Origin of the sequence: Kitasatospora sp. NPDC006697 (assembly GCF_042869935.1) — a bacterium.
In the GTDB taxonomy this organism is placed as follows: Bacteria; Actinomycetota; Actinomycetes; order Streptomycetales; family Streptomycetaceae; genus Kitasatospora.
Window position 1 is genome coordinate 89,042 of sequence record NZ_JBIAGU010000031.1, and the last position, 17,536, is coordinate 106,577.

The 17,536-nt window shown below is 74.6% G+C and carries 11 protein-coding genes, 1 tRNA gene and 1 pseudogene; 3 read left to right on the top strand and 10 right to left on the bottom strand.

Translation table 11 applies throughout. The annotated features are described in order from the left end of the window. Nucleotides 1–4: 4 nt before the first annotated feature. From ACFYNO_RS32455 to ACFYNO_RS32480, 6 genes and pseudogenes are all read right to left on the bottom strand, one after another. A complete protein-coding gene (locus tag ACFYNO_RS32455; RefSeq protein WP_388020908.1) occupies nucleotides 5–862 on the bottom strand; it encodes a hypothetical protein in 858 nt (285 codons plus the stop codon). 296 nt (nucleotides 863–1,158) lie between these two features. Beyond that, complete coding sequence (locus tag ACFYNO_RS32460; RefSeq protein WP_388020911.1) at nucleotides 1,159–1,614, bottom strand: DUF4442 domain-containing protein; 456 nt, start codon at nucleotides 1,612–1,614, stop codon at nucleotides 1,159–1,161. Between the two features lie 132 nt (nucleotides 1,615–1,746). Next, nucleotides 1,747–1,822: transfer RNA gene (locus tag ACFYNO_RS32465), tRNA-His, on the bottom strand. Nucleotides 1,823–2,055: 233 nt separating this feature from the next. Further along, nucleotides 2,056–2,658, bottom strand: coding sequence for an oligoribonuclease (gene orn / locus ACFYNO_RS32470; RefSeq protein ID WP_388020914.1), 603 nt, complete (start codon nucleotides 2,656–2,658; stop codon nucleotides 2,056–2,058). Nucleotides 2,659–3,539: 881 nt separating this feature from the next. Then, nucleotides 3,540–4,617: pseudogene (locus ACFYNO_RS32475) on the bottom strand (helix-turn-helix domain-containing protein); the annotation flags it as partial. Between the two features lie 1,207 nt (nucleotides 4,618–5,824). Further along, the gene (locus ACFYNO_RS32480) at nucleotides 5,825–6,511 is read right to left on the bottom strand and encodes an HAD family hydrolase (RefSeq protein WP_388020917.1); all 687 of its coding nucleotides are present in this window, start codon (nucleotides 6,509–6,511) and stop codon (nucleotides 5,825–5,827) included. A gap of 761 nt (nucleotides 6,512–7,272) precedes the next feature. Here ACFYNO_RS32480 and ACFYNO_RS32485 point away from each other — a divergent pair. The 3 genes from ACFYNO_RS32485 (at nucleotide 7,273) to ACFYNO_RS32495 (ending at nucleotide 10,845) form a co-directional block, all read left to right on the top strand. Continuing rightward, nucleotides 7,273–7,737, top strand: coding sequence for a universal stress protein (locus tag ACFYNO_RS32485; RefSeq protein WP_388020974.1), 465 nt, complete (start codon nucleotides 7,273–7,275; stop codon nucleotides 7,735–7,737). Between the two features lie 1,686 nt (nucleotides 7,738–9,423). After that, nucleotides 9,424–9,591, top strand: a complete 168-nt coding sequence (locus tag ACFYNO_RS32490; protein WP_388020920.1) for a hypothetical protein — start codon at nucleotides 9,424–9,426, stop codon at nucleotides 9,589–9,591. A 480-nt stretch (nucleotides 9,592–10,071) separates the two neighbouring features. After that, nucleotides 10,072–10,845, top strand: a complete 774-nt coding sequence (locus ACFYNO_RS32495) for a hypothetical protein (protein ID WP_388020923.1) — start codon at nucleotides 10,072–10,074, stop codon at nucleotides 10,843–10,845. A 55-nt stretch (nucleotides 10,846–10,900) separates the two neighbouring features. Here the strand turns inward: ACFYNO_RS32495 and ACFYNO_RS32500 are convergent, their stop codons facing one another. The 4 genes from ACFYNO_RS32500 to ACFYNO_RS32515 form a co-directional block, all read right to left on the bottom strand. Continuing rightward, nucleotides 10,901–12,091, bottom strand: coding sequence for an acyl-CoA dehydrogenase family protein (locus ACFYNO_RS32500; RefSeq protein ID WP_388020926.1), 1,191 nt, complete (start codon nucleotides 12,089–12,091; stop codon nucleotides 10,901–10,903). Nucleotides 12,092–12,230: 139 nt separating this feature from the next. Beyond that, nucleotides 12,231–13,184, bottom strand: a complete 954-nt coding sequence (locus tag ACFYNO_RS32505) for a hydroxymethylglutaryl-CoA lyase (RefSeq protein ID WP_388020977.1) — start codon at nucleotides 13,182–13,184, stop codon at nucleotides 12,231–12,233. An 89-nt stretch (nucleotides 13,185–13,273) separates the two neighbouring features. Then, nucleotides 13,274–15,616 carry a biotin carboxylase N-terminal domain-containing protein gene (locus tag ACFYNO_RS32510; protein ID WP_388020929.1) on the bottom strand — a complete coding sequence of 781 codons (2,343 nt, stop codon included), beginning with the start codon at nucleotides 15,614–15,616 and terminating at the stop codon, nucleotides 13,274–13,276. Nucleotides 15,617–15,684: 68 nt separating this feature from the next. Next, nucleotides 15,685–17,418, bottom strand: coding sequence for a carboxyl transferase domain-containing protein (locus ACFYNO_RS32515; protein WP_388020932.1), 1,734 nt, complete (start codon nucleotides 17,416–17,418; stop codon nucleotides 15,685–15,687). Nucleotides 17,419–17,536: the final 118 nt, after the last annotated feature.

Here is a 17,536-nt window from a genome sequence, read left to right on the forward strand (position 1 = left end):
CGGGTCAGTGCCCCTTCGGCAGCCCGCGGTGCTTGTACATCGCCGCCCCCGTGAGCAGCAGTCCGGCCGCGATCGGGATCAGCACCGCGCCCTGCACGCCGCCGCCGGAGAAGGTCTGCGCCTCCTGGGCCGCGGCCACCGGCCGCCCGAGGCCGGCCGCCGACGAACCCGAGCCGTCCGGCGGCGCGGTGAGCAGCGCCGGCCCGCCGTCGACCGGCCGCGGCAAGCCGACCAGCGGCCGCGGCGCGTCACGGGAGGCCGCGTCGGCAGTGCGCGGCACCGCCGCCCCGCCGTCCCCGCTGTTCCTGCCGTCCTGTCCGCCCGCCGCCTGGCCGCCCGGCGCGCCGGCCCGGGGGCTCCCCGGACCGGCACGACCGGGCTCGGCGGCGCGGGCGCTCCCCTGGTGTCCGCCCGCGCCGCTGCCGTGCGCCCCCGGCGCGGCCGGCTGCCCGGCGCGCGTCGGACGCCCGGCGTCCTGAACCCCCTGCCGCTCCCGCACCGGATCGCGCGGCGAGCCCGGCTGGGCGGGCACGGCCGGCAGCAGCACCGCCGCGATGGCGAACGCGTCCGGCACCGCGGCGGCCTGCCCGGGCAGCGGGAGGCCGCCGGCCCGGATGCGGTCGCGCAGCAGGTCGTCCACCTCCGCGAGCGGCAGCGCCCCCGCGTCCGGCCCACCGGCGGAGTCGGCGCCGACGGCCCGGATCGCCCGGTCCACCGGGTCGCCGCCCCCGTCGGCCGCGTGCGCGACCCCGACGCCCAGGCCCCAGAGCTGCGCGAGCACCGCGCCTGCGGCGGCCAGCGCGCCGACCCGCTGCCGGCGCCCGGCCGCGGGCACCGGGGTGTGGACCCGCCGGCGCGGCACCCGCCCGCCCCCCGCGCGGGCGGGTGCCGCCGATGGGGCGGGCTGCGGCTGAGGCCCGGGTGACGCTTGATTGACTCGCACGTGAGGGCAGAACGAGCCGCGCCGGGCCGAGGTCACGCGGCGCGTTGACCGGGCCCGGCGCCACCCGGCCCGTCCGGCGGCGATTTTCGGCCGATCTGACGGGGCGGCAGCCGGGTGGGGCCGGTGATGACGGGTGGGACGGATGTGGCCTCAGGTCCCCCGAGTCATCCGACCCCCCTGGCCGTCCGACCCCCGGGCCGCGGGTGTCCCGGCCGTCAGTCGTTGGGCCGCAGCGTCCAGTGCACCGTCATCACGCCGGTGACCGCGCCGTCGGCCCGGGTGATCTCCACGGTGACCGGGAACTCCGGGCGCTCCCCGGCGTCCAGCTCCGCGACCACCTCGGCGATCGGGCGGCCGAGCACCGCGGTGGCCGTGACCACGCCCTTGGCGAGCTTCTTGTAGGCGATCTCGGCGCTGACGGCCAGCGGCACCGCCCGGGACAGCTGGTCGCCGAAGGCGGCCAGCACGATGCAGCCGCTGGCCGACTCGGCCAGCGTGAACATGGCGCCGGCGTGCGGCCCGCCCACGTGGTTGTGGTACTCGGGCTGGTCGGGCAGCTCGAGTACGGCGCGCTCGGCCGTGGTCTCCAGGAAGACCAGGTTCAGGGTGCGGGCCATCGGGACGGTGTCGGCGAGCAGCTTGCCGATCGGAGGAGTCGTCATGGCGGTCATGTTACTCGTGAGTAGTGAGCGCTGAACAGGGCGCGCCCGCAGGCCTGTTCGCCGGCCGGCTGTCCGGCTGTCCGGCTGTCCGGTCGCGGACATGCGAAGAGGCCCGGTCTGTGAAGACCGGGCCTCTCGTGATGGGGTGAGTGACGGGACTCGAACCCGCGACCACCTGGACCACAACCAGGTGCTCTACCAACTGAGCTACACCCACCATCTGTCCTGCGCGTTCCCGCGCTGACAGGAAGAACTCTACAGGATTCGCGAGGGTGCTCGCGCCAGGGTTTCCCGGGCCCGACCGGCGGATGGCCGCGCGGCGGCCGAACCCCCTTGCGGGCGGCGGCCGGTCGACCCGCCCGGCCGCCGCGACGTGGCGCAGCTCACAACGGCCGCCCCCGCGCCGGGACTCGGGCGGGGACGGCCGTGGCGGGCCGGGCACGACCGGGGTCAGCCGTTGGCGATCCGGTGCTTCGCCGCGATCTCCCGGGCCTGCTCGGACTCCGGGCCGGGCGCCGGGACGAACACCGCCTCGCGGTAGTAGCGCAGTTCGGCGATGCTCTCCCGGATGTCCGCCAGCGCCCGGTGGTTGCCCCCCTTCTGCGGGCTGTTGTAGTAGGCCCGCGGGTACCAGCGCCGGGCCAGCTCCTTGATCGAGGAGACGTCCACGATCCGGTAGTGCAGGTGGCCCTCCAGCGCGGGCATGTCCCGGGAGAGGAAGCCGCGGTCGGTGGCGACCGAGTTCCCGCACAGCGGGGTCTTGCCCGCCTCCGGGACCCACTCGCGCACGTAGGCGAGCACCTTCTCCTCCGCCTCCGCGAGGGTCAGCCCGTCGGCCAGCTCGTCGAGCAGGCCGGAGGAGGTGTGCATCTGCCGCACCACCTCGGGCATGGTCGCGAGCGCCTCCTGCGGCGGGCGGATCACCACGTCCACGCCCTCGCCGAGGATGTTGAGTTCGGAGTCGGTGACCAGGGCGGCGACCTCGATCAACGCGTCGCGCTCGAGGTCCAGGCCGGTCATTTCGCAGTCGATCCATACCAAACGGTCGTTCACCCGTCCCACCCTACGGCGCCGTCCCGCCACCGGCGCACCACCCCGGGGCCGCGCGGCGCACGGGGCGCACGGGTTCGGCCCCGCCCGCCGCCCGGGCGGGCGGTGGACGGGGCCGGGGGCCGCGCGTGGTCCGGGCGGGCCCGGAAGGCCGGGCCGGACCGGCGGTCTGGCGCCGGGTCAGCGCTCCGCGGCCGGGTCGGCCGCCGGGCCGGGCAGTACCGGAGCCGCCGCCGGTCCCGCGCCGCCCGCCGGGCCCGCCGCACCGTCGCCGCGCACCGGGCCCGCGCCCATCGGACGGGTCCGGGCGGCGCCGTCCGCTCCCGGCAGCGCCGGGCCGCCGTGCCGCGCACCGCCTCCGAGGCCGGGTGCGCCGCCGTTCGGCAGCGGGCCGCGCCGCACCCCTGACGGGCCGCCGGGCACCCCGCCCGTGCCCCGGACCGCACCGCCCGCGGGCAGGCCGGGCCGACCGGGCGCCGTGCCGGGGCGTCCGCCCGGCCGGGCGTCGGTCCGGGCCTCCGGGGCCGGCCGCTCGGCCCGGTGGCCGGCGCCCGTCCCGCGCACGCCCGGCTGGCCGAGGCCGTCCTCCGCCACCGCGTGCTCCACCGGCCGCGCCGGACCGGCACCGCGCCGGGTGGCCGGACCGGGCTGCGGCGGAACCAGCGGACGGATCCGGTTCTTGCCGGGCGCGGGCAGCGCCGGCTGCGGCGCCGGACGCTGCGGCTGCTTCGCCGCCGCGCCACCGGCCGCCGGACCGCCGGCCGGACCGGTCGGGGCACCCACCGGGGTCGCGACCCCGCCCGGCCCGAACTGGCCGGGCCCCGCCGTGCCGATCCGCTCCGCCGCCGTGCCCTGCGGGGGCACGCCGGCGGCCGGACCGGTGGCGTTGGGCCGACGGGCCCGGTAGCTGGTCCGGTAGGCGGCGGGGGAGACGCCCAGCTGGCGGCGGAAGTGGCCGCGCAGCGCGACGGGGGAACGGAACCCGCAGCGCCTGGCCACGTCGTCCACCGACAGCTCCGAGGTCTCCAACAGCCGCTGCGCCTGCAGCACCCGCTGGGTGATCAGCCACTGCAGCGGCGCGCTGCCGGTGAGGGTGCGGAACCGCCGGTCGAAGGTGCGCCGGCTCATGTAGGCCCTGGCCGCCAGCACCTCGACGTCGAACTGCTGGTTGAGGTTCTCCAGCGCCCAGGTGACCACCTCGGCCAGCGGGTCGTTCCCGATCTCCTCAGGTAATGACTGGTCGATGTACTGGGCCTGTCCTCCGCCGCTGCGGCGGTTGGGCACCACCAGGCGGCGGGCCAGCGCGTTGGCCGCCTCGGCGCCGTGGTCGCTGCGCACCACGTGCAGGCAGAGGTCGATGCCGGCGGCCGTGCCGGCGGAGGTGAGCACGTCGCCGTCGTCCACGAAGAGCTCGCGGGGGTCGACGTGCACCCGGGGGTAGCGCTTGGCCAGGGTCGGCGCGTACATCCAGTGGGTGGTGGCCGGGCGGCCGTCCAGCAGGCCGGCGGCGGCGAGCACGAAGGCGCCGGTGCACAGGCCGATGATCCGGGCACCCTCGTGGTGGGCCTTGCGCAGCGCGGCGATCGCCTCGACCGGCGGCGGCTGGGAGATCGAGCGCCAGGCCGGGACCACGATGGTGCCGGCCCGGGCCAGCGCCTCCAGGCCGAAGGGCGCGGTGAGGGTGACGCCGCCGGTGGTGGTCAGCGGGCCGTCCTCGCCGGCGCAGACCAGCAGGCGGTAGCGCGGGACGCCGGCGTCCTGGCGGTCCACGCCGAAGACGGAGAGCGGGATCGAGCTCTCGAAGATCGGCGCGCCGCTGAAGATCAGCACGGCCACGGTCTCGCGGCGCCGGCGGCCGGAGAGCTTGCGCGGTGCGGCGGCGCTGCCCGGCGCCGCACCACTGCCGCTCGGGCCGTTGCCGGGGCCGCCGTTCGGCCCGGTGCCGACCAGACCGCCGCCCATGCCGCCCGCGCCGACCGCTGAGGAGGCGAGCGCCGCGGCGCCGAAGACCGGCTCGCCGCCGGACGGGGCGGCGAGCACCGCCCGGGTGCCGAAGTAGGCGTCCTGATGGGGCGTCTGGTGATGGTGCGTCGGGTAGCCGGCCTGGGGCGGCGCGTGCTCCGCGGGCGAGGCGGCCGGACCTGGCGGGAAGGCGCCCGAATTGACGTACGGTCGGGCCGTCGGGTGGGGCTGGAGAGCAGGGGTACTTCGGGGGCCTGGCGGAACCGACTGGCCGCCTCGGCCGGTCGGGGACTGGCCGCTGTCAGGACCTGTCTCGCTCCTGCTCACCCTGTTCAAGGCGCCAAGCCCCCTCGGTGGTGTGGTGTGGTGGTGCGGCACTGCTCAACAAGATCGAATCTACTGGGTGGACCGTCACCGTTGTGACAAGTTCACCATCCGACGCTATGTCGACATGGCAATTTGGCGTGATGCATTCGATCACGAAGCGTGGCACCCGTCGACCCCTCTGGGAAGGGGGCGGGTCGGCGGGTGGCTGGTTGCCGTACGGCGGACCGTTGGTGGCGACGGGTCAGCACCGCAGACCGGCGCCCTGGCCAGCCAGGATGGCCAAGCGTGCCGGAGCGGCCGGAAACTGACTGAAAATCGGTGTTGCGCAAACGGGGCGCGCGGTGCATGCGTGCGCCGCTGGGCGGTGCGGGAGCGCCGGCGGGGTGCCGGGCCGGGGGCGGGCGGTGACGGGCGGGTGGGGGCGGGCTCGGGGTGGGCCGGTGGTGGTGCGGTCACGGGCCGGGGAGTGCGCCCGCGCTCGATCGGCGCTCGCCGTGCGCGGGGTGGGGCGGCCGGTGGTTCGCCTGACCGGGTGGGGGTGTCGGGGGGAGGTGGTGAGCGCCGGGTGGTGGCGGCGGGGGCGGACGGCCCGAACAGGCCACCGTCCGGCTGAGCGGAACGAAGAGAATCTGGTCCGACATTCACTGCAATAAGGGGATGGATTTTCGGTCGGCCGCGTCCTATCGCGTGCGGTGGCGGGAATGCCCGGGGGATTCCGGTTCGGCAAGTCGACTCGGTCGACTTCCAATGCGCGGGAGTATCGCGAGAGGTCGCAGCAACCGGCAGCGGACACGGTTGCGGCGCTATCTCCGGAACTACCGTACGTAGCCGTTCTGTCGCGGCCTGAACGTTCGGCGGAGGCTCCCGGGGACTTCCGGGGCTACGCGGCGGTGCCGATTCCGGGCGCGCCGAGCACCAGCCCGATCGCCTCCGGCAGACCCGGCGCGATCAGGGTCGGCCGGTAGCCGGCCTCCGCCCAGGGGCGGCCGTGGTGCAGCCAGACGCTGCGCAGGCCGGCGGCCTCGGCGCCCGCGATGTCGGCCAGGGCGTGGTCGCCGATCACCCAGCTGTCGGCGGCCAGGTCGCCGCCCCCGGTCGGCGCGATCCCGCAGCGCTGCGCGGCGATCTCGAAGATCAGCGGGTCCGGCTTGGCGCACCGCGCCTCCTCCGACACCACCCAGGCGTCGACCAGGGCACTGAGCCCGGTGCGCCGGATCTTCTCCAGCTGGGCCGTGGTCCTGCCGTTGCTCACGATGGCCAGCGTCCAGCCGGCCGTCCGGGCCGTGCGCAGCGCCGCGAGGTGCGAATCCGGGCAGCGGATGTGCGAGTTGATCGCCCGTTGGTACTGCGCCAGCAGCTCCTCCACCGGCTGCGCCAGCCCGTACCGGCGGCGGGCGGCACCGAGCACCGTGCCGCGCGGGACGTGGCCACCGCCGTCCAGCGTGGTCAGCCAGCTCAGTTCGGTCACGGGGAGGCGGTGCTCGGCGAGGAAGCACTCGGCCCAGGCCCGGAAGGCCGCGTCGCGTGGCAGCAGGGTGTTGTCGAGGTCCAGCAGCAGCAGCGGCATGCCGTGCATGCTGCCAGCGGCGCCGGTGATGAGGAAGGGAAGCCGCAGCTGAATGCGGTTGTCGGCCAGGGGAACGTCCAGAACCGAGCGGTGCCCCCCGCCGTCCCCTCCGATCCCAGGGAGCACCACCGCACCACGGGCAGCTGAACTTCTCACCTACGGTGCGTGGCCGACCTGTTGCGTCCGTCCACTCCGTCAGGCAAGCTCCATGGAACTGCGCGAAGGCGGAGCGTCTCCCGCTGTCACGGGGCGCGCACCGATTACTTCACGCCGCCGCCATTAGCGGGATCGTTGTCGTACCTGGCCCTGAAGGCTGGGCGGCCGCGTCCGGCCGTCGTACTCTGAAAGGAACAGGTCACTTACGGTGCTGCTCGGCCTTCACCGACTGCGTGCCAGTGAATGGCCTGCCGCCTGGGCAGCGCTGTCCTTCCTGTCGGCCCCTCTCACTCGAAGAGCCTCGATTCATGGCCGGTTCTGAGTCTCCCCGATCCGCAGACCCCTTCCGTTTTCTCGGGTCGCCGGATTTCCCGGATTCGTTGCCCAGTGATTCCCAGCTGCCCCAGTCGCCGCGGCAGTCGCCGCCGGCGCGCCAGGGAGTGCGGAGAACGCGGTGCGGGCGGTTCGCCGCGCGGTTGTTCCGCCCGTCGGTAGCGGTGGCGAAGGTCTTTGATGGTGCTGCCGGCGCCACGCCAGGCCCCGGCGAGAACGGCGGAGGCGACGTGAGGTCCCGGCACTCCAAGCAGCCGGCGCCGCTCGGCGGGCTGGACCCCGCCCTGCAGGCCGAGCCTGCCAAGCCCTGCGATCCGGCCTTCCAGCACGGTGTGGTGGTGGGTTTCGACGGTTCGCTCTCCAGCGAGCGGGCGCTCGCCTACGCGGTGGGCATGGCCCGCCGCTCGCACTGCGGGCTGGTCATCGTGCACGTGGCCAACCGGCTGCCCGCCACGGTCTGGGCCGGCTGCGAGCCGCCGGTCTTCGTGGACCTGCCGGACCACCGCACCGAGGTACTGGGCCTGGAGCTGGCCTGCGCGGACTTCCTCGCCGGGGTGCCGTGGATTCTGGTCGAACGCGGTGGCGACATCTGCCACGAGATCGAGGAGGTCGGCAAGGAGTACGCGGCCGATGCGATCGTGGTCGGTACCACCCAGGGACTGTTCGGCCGCATTTTCGGTTCGGTGTCCGGGCGCCTGGCGCGACGCGCCAACCGGCCAGTGATCGTCATTCCTTGACGCCGCGTCAGGCGGCGGCGGCATTGGGCCAATGGGGTCTTCGTTGCGGGTGATGAGGCGTGGCTGAGCCGTTCGGGGTGGGGTCGGCAAACAATTGAGCGGTGGTCACCCAATCCGCCCGACAAACTGTTCGACTACCTAGTATCCCGGTATTACTGAGCTCCCGTCAGTCCGCCTGGCGCACTGCGGCTGCGGCACTCACGGGGATGGGGGTACTGCTCGGGGCGGCCACTCCGGCGGTCGGCTCCGCGGCGGTATCCGGGGCGGGGGCGGTGCCGGGGCCGGCGGTGCGCGGGGGAGAGGCGCGGGAAGCGCTGCGCCTGTCGGTGACCACGAACGGGCGCGCCACCGGTGCGCCGAGGGTGCGGGCGGGCGTCGCCCTGCTCCGGGTGTACCGCCTGACCAACCGGGCCGAGTACCCCCTCACCGCCGTCACCATCGACGACCCCCAGCTCCAGGGCGCCCAACCGGACTGCGGCCGCCCGGCACCCCTCGTCCTGCAGGGCCTCGAATCGCTCGACTGCCGGATCAGGTTCCCGGCGGCCCCCGGTGACCAGTCGAGCCCCGTGACCGCCCGCGCCACCGCGCCCGCGGGCGTGCCGGAGCCGCAGGCCACGGCGGTCGCGAGCTATCACGGAGTCCTGTCGGGACTCCGGTTCGAGCGCCTTCCCGACTCCGGGAGCGCCGTTCCGCAGCCGCGGGCCGCGTACCGGGGCGGCGTCCACGGCTCCCTGCGCGTCGAAGCCGACCCGGCGGCCGCGAAGGGCGCGCGTGACGGCGGCGCGCTCGCCGGTCTCCACCTTCCTGGCCTCCCGGCCGCCCTGCCTGACCCTCGGACCACCCTGGCCACCGCCTACCACGGCGTGCTCCGCCTCCCCAGCACCCCGCGCGCCCTGCCCGCCACCCCGACGACACAACTCGGCCACCGTGACACTCGCCGTCAACCGTCAGTCGCTGAAGCCCTGCGGAGTCGGCGCGAGGGCGTGGCTTCGCCGACCGTCATCGGGCGGCAGGGAGCGCGCCTCCCAGCCGCGCCGCGGGCCGACCTTCCGCTACGGCTCCGGTTCGTTCTGCAGGCCCTCGGCGAGGTGCCGCTCACGGGTGTCGCCCTCTCCGACAGCGTGCCGGGCGTCAGCTCGGCCGACTGCCCGGGGCTGGCCGGCGGCGGAGCGCTCAACCCCGGGGCCACGGTCGAGTGCGCGGCGACCGGCCAAGCCCTGCCGGGACACCAGTCGGGGACCGCGCGGATCGCCGCCACCGTCGCCGACCACGTGGTGGGCGAGGACGGCAACGAACTCCCTGACCGCACGCTGAGCGCCGAGACCGACGGCGGCTACGACGGGCCGGCACCGCCACCGACCGGCCCCGCCCCCGGGGCGAGCGGCCCGGGCAGCAGCAGCGCTCCGGTCGGTGGCGGTGGCGGTGGCGGTGGGACTGAGAGCGCGGGAGGAAGCCAGAGCCCCGCTGGCACCTCGGGTTCCAACAGCACGGCATCGGGCAGCCTTGGCGGCACCGCGACGGGCCCGGCGACGAGCGGAGGCTCGAGCGGCGGCAGCCCCGGAACCGGCCCCAACTCCTCGACGACAGCCGGGTCCGCACCCGGCCCCCTCTTCGGCCAGCTCCCGACGTCGCCGTTCGCCGCCGGCAGTGTGCCAGGAAGCGCAGCAGGAGCGGCGGGTGTAGTCGGTGCAGCAGGAGCGGCCGGTGCAGCAGGAGCGGCGGGTGCAGCCGGTGCAGCAGGGGCGGCGGGTGCGGCGGGCGCTGTGGGGGCGGCAGCAGGCGGTGCGGTGGCCGCCCTCGCTGCTGCTGGTGCGGCTGCCGCGGCCGCAGCAGCCGGCGTGGCCCCGGGCGTAGGTGGGCAGGCCGCCGCCTTCCAACCGCCCTACCTCCCCGGCAACGGCCCCTCGCTCCCGGCGAGCCCCTTCCGCGCCGGGCCGACGCAGGGCAGCCGGCAGGGCACCCCGGCAGCCTCCGCACCCGGGCGCTTCCCGACCTCGGGAGCCGCGGCCTCCCGGCTGAACCAACCGGGCAAGAGGGCCGAACCGCAGCCCATCGAGGGGGACGGATGGGGGCCGGCAGAGGTGATGTGGCTGCTACTGGCGTTCCTCCTTCCGGTGATCTGCGTTCTGGCGGCCGCCTTCGCGGGCCGCGTGGGGCGGCGGCCATGACCCGCCCGGAACCGCCAACCCCCGCTGCCGCCCCGCGCACTGACAGCAGCTCCCACGGCCTGCGAGCCGCCGTCTGCCCACCCGTCGCCCATCGCAGGGAGCGCCACCACCCCGGCACTCCCACCCGCCAACCCCTGCCCCGACCTCAGCACGGAGGTGAGCGCTGATGTGGCGCGTTCTGCTCGGCGCCCTCGCCGGTGCCGCGCTGGCACTGGCTCTGGGAACGATGTTCGGTCGGACGCTGCGGTCGAGGGAGGGGACGGCCAACCCGCAGGCCCTGGCGTTCGCAGGAGCGGCGATCCTGGGGTTCTTCGCGCTGTTCACCGGGTTCAGCATCGCCGGGGCGTGGCAGGAGCTGAACTCGGCGCGGCAGCACACCTATGAGGAGTCCCGGGCGCTCACCGAGGTCTACTGGTCGAGCCGGGAACTGCCGGCCAAGGACCGGCAGGCCGTGCAGGCGGCGCTGCGGAACTACACCCGGATGGTCATCGGCGACGAGTGGTCGCAGATGCAGGCGGGGCACGGCAGTGCCGCCGCCTGGCTGGCAGCCGACCAGGTGCGCTGGGCCGCGCAGTCCGCCGGTCCGCAGACCCCGGCGGAGGTCTCCGCGAAGGCGGACACCGTGCAGGGGCTGACCGACCTCTTCTCCACCCGCAACGCCCGGCTCTCGGACATCAAGGCCGTCGTACCGGGGCTCGCCCTGGGCGGCCTGGTCGTCGGCTCGGTCCTGGTGGTCGCGACGCCGGTGGTGATCGGGATGACGGCCAACCGCCGGAACCTGATGGTGCTCTGCTTCGTGGGCGCGACCGTGACCTTCGCGGTCGGCCTGGTCCTCCAACTCAGCGGGCCCTTCAGCGGCGTGCTCAAGGTGCAGCCGGCCGCCTTCCAACTGGCCCTGGCCCGCTACGACCAGATCGACGCGGAGGCCGCGCAGCGCTGACCACGCGTCAGCGGCTGCCCGCCCACCGCGCCGACCCGGCCGGCGGATCGAGCCGTCAGGAGCTCATGCCCAGCTCACGCGCAATCAGCATCCGCTGGACCTCGGAGGTGCCCTCTCCGATCTCCAGGATCTTGCTGTCGCGCCAGAACCGGGCGACGGGGTACTCGTTCATGAAGCCGTACCCGCCGTGGATCTGGGTGGCTTCGCGGGCGTTGTCGACCGCGGCCTCGGAGGAGTACAGCTTCGCGATGGCGGCCTCCTTCTTGAACGGCTCGCCGAGCAGCAGCCGGGACGCCGCGTCCCGCCAGGCCAGGCGGGACATGTGCGCACGCGTCTCCATGTCGGCGATCTTGAACTGAATGGCTTGGTTGGCCCCGATCGGGCGGCCGAACGCCCGCCTGGTCGCGGCGTAGCTGAGGGACTGGTCCACGCAGCCCTGGGCCAGTCCGGTGGACAGGGCGGCGATGGCGATGCGGCCCTCGTCGAGGATCCGCAGGAACTGGGCGAAGCCCCGGCCGCGCTGGCCGAGGAGGTTGGCCTCGGGGACTCGGCAATCGGTGAAGGACAGCTCGCGGGTGTCGGAGGCGTTCCACCCGACCTTGCTGTACTTCTTCGACACCTGGAACCCGGGGGTGCCGACAGGCACGATGATGGAGGAGATCTCCCGCTTTGGCGAGGGATCAGCCCCCTCTTCACTCGAACGGATGAGCGGTTCGGTGAGCGCGGTCACCGTGACCAGGCCGGTGATGTCGGTGCCGGAGTTGGTGATGAAGCACTTGGTGCCGTTGATCACCCACTCCCGGGTGGCCTCGTCGAACCGGGCCGTGGTCCGGGTGGCGCCGGCGTCCGAGCCGCCCTCGGGCTCGGTCAGGCCGAAGGCGCCGAGCATGTCGCCGGCCGCCAGCCGGGGCAGCCACTCCCGCTTCTGCTCCTCGGTGCCGAAGCGGAAGATCGGCATCGCGCCGAGCGAGACGCCGGCCTCCAGGGTGATGGCGACCGAGGAGTCGACCCGGGCCAGCTCCTCCAGGGCGAGGCAGAGCGCGAAGTAGTCCCCGCCCATGCCGCCGTACTCCTCGGGGAAGGGCAGGCCGAACAGACCCATCCGGCCCATCTCCTTGACGATCTCGTACGGGAACTCCTCCCGTTCGTAGTACTCCCCGATCGTCGGAGCGACCACATCGTTGGCGAACTCGGCAACCGTGCGCCGCAGCTCCTCGTACTCGGTATCCAGGCGGTGGTCGAGCATCTGATCCTCCAGTGGTTCGCCCGAAGGGGTGACCTGGGCGCAACGGGGTGCGAATGGTCTCGCAGTGGTGCGCCGGCGCACCACGGCGCCGGCGGTCGGCGCGCGGGGTGACGGGTCGTCACCCCGCGGCCGGGGAGCGTCAGCCGGTCTGACCGGCCAGCGCCTGGACGGCTCGGGAGGGGCTGGGGCGGCCGAGTTCGCCGGCCAACCAGACGCTGGTGGCGACCAGGGAGGCGAGGTCGACGCCGGTCTCGATGCCGAGGCCGTGCAGCATCCAGACCAAGTCCTCGGTGGCGAGGTTGCCGGTGGCGCTCTTCGCGTAGGGGCAGCCGCCGAGCCCGCCCGCCGAGGAGTCGACCACGGTGACCCCGCAGCGCAGCGCGGCCAGGGTGTTGGCCAGCGCCTGCCCGTAGGTGTCGTGGAAGTGCACCGCGAGCCGGTCCACCGGCACGCCGGCGCGGTCGAAGGCGGTCAGCAGCTCCGCCACCTGACCGGCCGTCGCGACGCCGATGGTGTCGCCGAGGCTCAGCTCCGCACAGCCCAGGTCGAGCAGCCGGAGCCCGGCGTCGACCACCTGCCGCGGCGCGACCGGGCCCTCCCAGGGGTCGCCGAAGCACATCGAGAGGTACCCGCGGACCGGTACCCCGGCCTCGGCCGCCCGGCCGACGACGGGGCGGAACATCTCCATCACGCCCGCCACCGACCGGTTGAGGTTGCGCTGGGCGAACGCCTCGGTGGCGCTGGCGAAGACGGCGATCTCGTCGGCGCCCTGGGCGAGCGCCCGGTCCAGGCCGCGCTCGTTGGGGACCAGCACCGGCAGCCGCAGCCCGGGGTACTCGGCGCGCAGGCCGGTGATCCGGGGGAGCAGCTGCTCCGCGTCGGCCAGCTGGGGAACCCACTTGGGGTGGACGAAGCTGGTCGCCTCGACGGTCCGCAACCCGGCGGCGGCGAGCCGGGCGATGAACTCGGCCTTCACCTCGACCGGGACCAGCGCCTTCTCGTTCTGCAGGCCGTCCCGCGCCCCGACCTCGTGGATCCGCACCCTGGCGGGCAGCTGCGGGTCGCGGACGGTGCTCGGCAGGCCCAGTTCCAGGGCCCCCGGGTCGGCGGACTGCTCCGATCGGGTGGTTCCGGACAATCCTGCTGGCGATTCGGCTTGCGGAGGCGTTGGCTGAGTGCTGGTCATGATGAAGCCACCTTCCGGCTCTCGGCGGCGGTGTCCGACCCCTCGGGGAGGGCCACCTCCTCGGGCACGACGACTGCGAGCACCTGCTCCATCGCCACGGTCCCGCCGGCCGCGACCGGGAGTTCGCTGACCGTGCCGTCGTGCGGCGCAGCGATCACGTGCTCCATCTTCATGGCTTCCAGGACGAGGAGTGGTTGTCCGCGGCGGACCCGGTCACCGACCGCGGTCTTCACCACGGTGACCGTGCCGGGCATCGGCGCGGTCAAGGCCCCGTGGTGGGCCGCGGAGTCGGCGGCGCGGTCGGTGACGGGGTCGTACGGGTGGACGGCCCAGCTGTCGCCGTCCATGCCGAGCCAGAGCACCGGACCGCCGGTGGTGGGCGAGTCGTCGGTGGCCAGCGCGAAGGTCGTGCGCAGGCCGTCCAGGGTGAGTGAGAGGTCCGCGGCGCCGAGCGAGGCGCGGGCCCGGCGGACCGGTCCGTCGGCGAGGCGGACGTGGAGTTCGGAGAAGACGTCTGACGTGTCATCAGCGTGCTCGACCACGGTCGAGGCGCTGGCGGGCCGCACCCGCACCGACACCGGGTCCTGCCCGGGGACCCGGAGCCGGTGCGTCGTCCAGGCCGGTTCGCCGGCCAGGCGCCAACCGGAAGGGAGTGCGTAGGGATCGGTCCAGCCGTCGGAGGCGGCGGCCGGAACGAGTCGGAGGTGCCGCGCGAGTGCCGCGGCCAGGTAGACCGCCTCGGGCGTCGGGGCGGCGGGAACGGGGGCACCGTCGGAGGCGGCGGTGCCGGATGCGGCGGCGGAGCCGACGGAGGCCTGCTCGCCACCGCTCCCCGGTGCGGCCTCGCGCGTGTCCCGCGAGGCGAACCGGTCCTGACGGTCGGCCAGCAGCTCCGGGTGCTGCTGGACGGCCCGCTCGACCAGCCCGGTGTCGAGTCGGCCGGCGACCACGTCCGGGTGGGAGAGCAGCCGGCGCAGGAACCCGGCGTTGGTGGTGAGCCCGAGGATCCGGGTCTCCGCCAGCGCCCTGCGCAGCCGCAGCAGTGCGGTCGCGCGGTCCGGGCCATAGGCGATCACCTTGGCGAGCATCGGGTCGTAGGCGCTGGTGACGGCCGTTCCGGCGGTCAGGCCGGAGTCGACCCGGACGCCCTCCCCGGCGGGCTCGTCCAGCAGCAGGATCCGGCCGCCGGTCGGCAGGAAGTCCCGTGCCGGGTCCTCGGCACAGATCCGCGCCTCGATGGCGTGACCCAGGAAGGAGATGTCGGTTTGGGCGAACGGCAGTGACTCACCGGCGGCGACCCGGACCTGCCACTCGACGAGGTCGAGTCGGTCGACACCCGCAGCGGTGTCGGCCGCGGTCCCCGAGCCGGTCCGTCGTGCGACGGCGACGGCCAGCTCGGTGACCGGGTGCTCCACCTGCAGGCGGGTGTTCATCTCCATGAAGAAGAACTCCCGCCCGCCGGCCGCGGTCGCCCCCGGGTCGCCGCCGGGCACGATGAACTCGACCGTGCCGGCGCCGGTGTAGCCGCAGGCCTGCGCCGCGCGCACGGCCGCGGCCCCCATGGCCGCCCGCGTCTGCGGGTCCAACAGGACGGAGGGTGCCTCTTCGATCAGCTTCTGGTGCCTGCGCTGCAGGCTGCACTCGCGCTCGCCGAGGTGGACGGTGGTGCCGTGGGCATCGGCCAGCACCTGCACCTCGATGTGCCGGGGGTTGTCGACCCAGCGCTCCAGCAGCAGGGTGTCGTCGCCGAAGGCCGTGCGCGCCACCCGGCGCGCGGCCGCGAGCTCGGCGGGCAGCTCGGCCGGGTCGCGGACCAGCCGCATGCCCTTGCCGCCGCCGCCGGCCGAGGGCTTGATGAGCACCGGGTAGCCGATCTCCTCGGCGGCGCGGATCAGGTCCTCGTCGGTCGCGGCGCCCGCCCGGCTGCCGGGCACCACGGGCACGCCCGCCGCGCTGACCGCCTCCTTGGCGTTGATCTTGTCGCCCATCAGCTCGACCGCGCCGGCGGGCGGGCCGATGAAGACCAGGCCGGCCTCGGCGCAGGCGCGCGCGAAGCCCGCGTTCTCGGCGAGGAAGCCGTAGCCGGGGTGGATGGCCTGGGCGCCGGTGCGCAGCGCCGCGGCGATGATCTGGTCGCCGCGCAGGTAGGTCTCGGCGGCGCTGCTGTCGCTGCGGTCGGCGGGGCCGAGCCGGACGGCGAGGTCGGCTTCGCGGACGTGCCGGGCGTCGGCGTCGGCGTCGCTGTACACGGCGACCGACCGGACGCTGAGCCGGCGCAGGGTGCTGATCACCCGGACCGCGATCTCGCCGCGGTTGGCGACCAGGACGGTGTCGAACATGGGAGGTGTTCCTCCGGAGCGAGGGAAGCGGGGGAGAGGAGCGGGGCGGCGCCGGCGGCGGCCGGAGGTCACATCCGGAACACGCCGTACGGCGCGGCCGGTGCGAGCGGAGCGTTGGCGCAGGCGGTGAGGGCGAGGCCGACCACCGTCCGGGTGTCCATCGGGTCGATCACGCCGTCGTCCCAGAGCCGGGCGGTGGCGTAGTAGGCGTTGCCCTGGCGCTCGTACTGCTCGCGGACCGGGCGCTTGAACTCCTCCTCGGCCTCGGTCGGCCACCCCTCGCCGCGGGCCTCGAACTGGTCGCGGCGCACGGTGGCGAGCACCGAGGCGGCCTGCTCCCCGCCCATCACCGAGATCTTGGCGCCGGGCCACATCCAGAGGAACCGGGGCGAGTAGGCCCGGCCGCACATCGAGTAGTTGCCGGCGCCGTACGAGCCGCCGATCACCACGGTCAGCTTGGGCACCCGGGTACAGGCCACCGCGGTGACCATCTTGGCGCCGTGCTTGGCGATGCCCCCGGCCTCGTACTGGCGGCCGACCATGAAGCCGGTGATGTTCTGCAGGAAGAGCAGCGGGATGCCGCGCTGGTCGCAGAGCTCGATGAAGTGCGCGCCCTTGAGCGCGGACTCGGCGAACAGCACGCCGTTGTTGGCGACGATGCCGACCGGGTGCCCGTGGATCCGGGCGAAGCCGGTGACCAGGGTGGCGCCGTACTCGGCCTTGAACTCGGCGAACCGGCTGCCGTCCACCAGCCGGGCGATCACCTCGCGCACGTCGTACGGCGTGCGCGGGTCGACCGGCACCGCGCCGTACAGCTCGGCGGGGTCCACGGCCGGTGCCTCGACGGGGGAGACCTGCCAGGGCCGGGGCGTGCGCGGTCCGAGGTCGGCCACGATGGTGCGGACGATGGCGAGCGCGTGCTCGTCGTCCTCCGCCAGGTGGTCCGTCACGCCCGAGGTGCGGGAGTGCAGTTCGCCGCCGCCCAGCTCCTCGGCGGTGACCACCTCGCCGGTGGCCGCCTTCACCAGCGGCGGGCCGCCCAGGAAGATGGTGCCCTGGTTGCGGACGATCACCGCCTGGTCGCTCATCGCCGGCACGTACGCGCCGCCCGCCGTGCAGGAGCCGAGCACGGCCGCGATCTGCGGGATGCCGGCCGCGGAGAGCCGGGCCTGGTTGAAGAAGATCCGGCCGAAGTGGTCGCGGTCGGGGAAGACCTCGTCCTGCATCGGCAGGAAGGCACCGCCCGAGTCGACCAGGTAGATGCAGGGCAGCCGGTTCTCCAGCGCCACCTCCTGCGCGCGCAGGTGCTTCTTCACCGTCATCGGGTAGTAGGTGCCGCCCTTGACGGTGGCGTCGTTGGCGACCACCATCACCTCCCGCCCGGCGACCCGGCCGATCCCGGCGATCACGCCGGCCGCCGGGGCCGCGCCGTCGTAGAGGCCGTCCGCCGCGAGCGGGGCGACCTCCAGGAACGGCGAGCCGGGGTCGAGCAGGGTGTCCACCCGGTCGCGCGGCAGCAGCTTGCCGCGGGCGGTGTGCCGGTCGCGGGCCTTCGCGCCGCCGCCGAGTGCCGCGGTGGCCAGCTTGGCCCGCAGCTCGGCGACCAGCGCCCGGTGCGCCTCGGTGTTCGCCTGGAAGGCGGCCGAGCCGGCGTCGACCGCCGAGCGCAGTCGCGGGGCCGGTGCCGCCGCCGCGGCCGACGGTCCGTCGGCCGCACCGGGAGCCGTCTGCGCCCCGGCGAGGGTGGGTCCGGTGGCCTTCCAAGGGTATGGAGAGGCGAAGCCGGAGGTCGTCAGGGCCATCCCAAGAGCTCCCTTGCTCCAGGAAACCAGCGGGCGGCGGGCCGGATGGGTTCGGCGCCCGGCAAGTTAATGGTGGTTAACTCCTGCAGTCAGGTTAATCATCGATAACCCCGCTGTC

Bases quoted from the DNA above. Each gene is read 5' to 3' on its own strand.
- ACFYNO_RS32460 (WP_388020911.1), bottom strand. From the start codon at position 1,614: ATGACCGCCATGACGACTCCTCCGATCGGCAAGCTGCTCGCCGACACC.
- ACFYNO_RS32480 (WP_388020917.1), bottom strand. From the start codon at position 6,511: ATGCCGCTGCTGCTGCTGGACCTCGACAACACCCTGCTGCCACGCGAC.
- ACFYNO_RS32495 (WP_388020923.1), top strand. From the start codon at position 10,072: ATGTGGCGCGTTCTGCTCGGCGCCCTCGCCGGTGCCGCGCTGGCACTG.
- ACFYNO_RS32500 (WP_388020926.1), bottom strand. From the start codon at position 12,091: ATGCTCGACCACCGCCTGGATACCGAGTACGAGGAGCTGCGGCGCACG.
- ACFYNO_RS32510 (WP_388020929.1), bottom strand. From the start codon at position 15,616: ATGTTCGACACCGTCCTGGTCGCCAACCGCGGCGAGATCGCGGTCCGG.
- ACFYNO_RS32515 (WP_388020932.1), bottom strand. From the start codon at position 17,418: ATGGCCCTGACGACCTCCGGCTTCGCCTCTCCATACCCTTGGAAGGCC.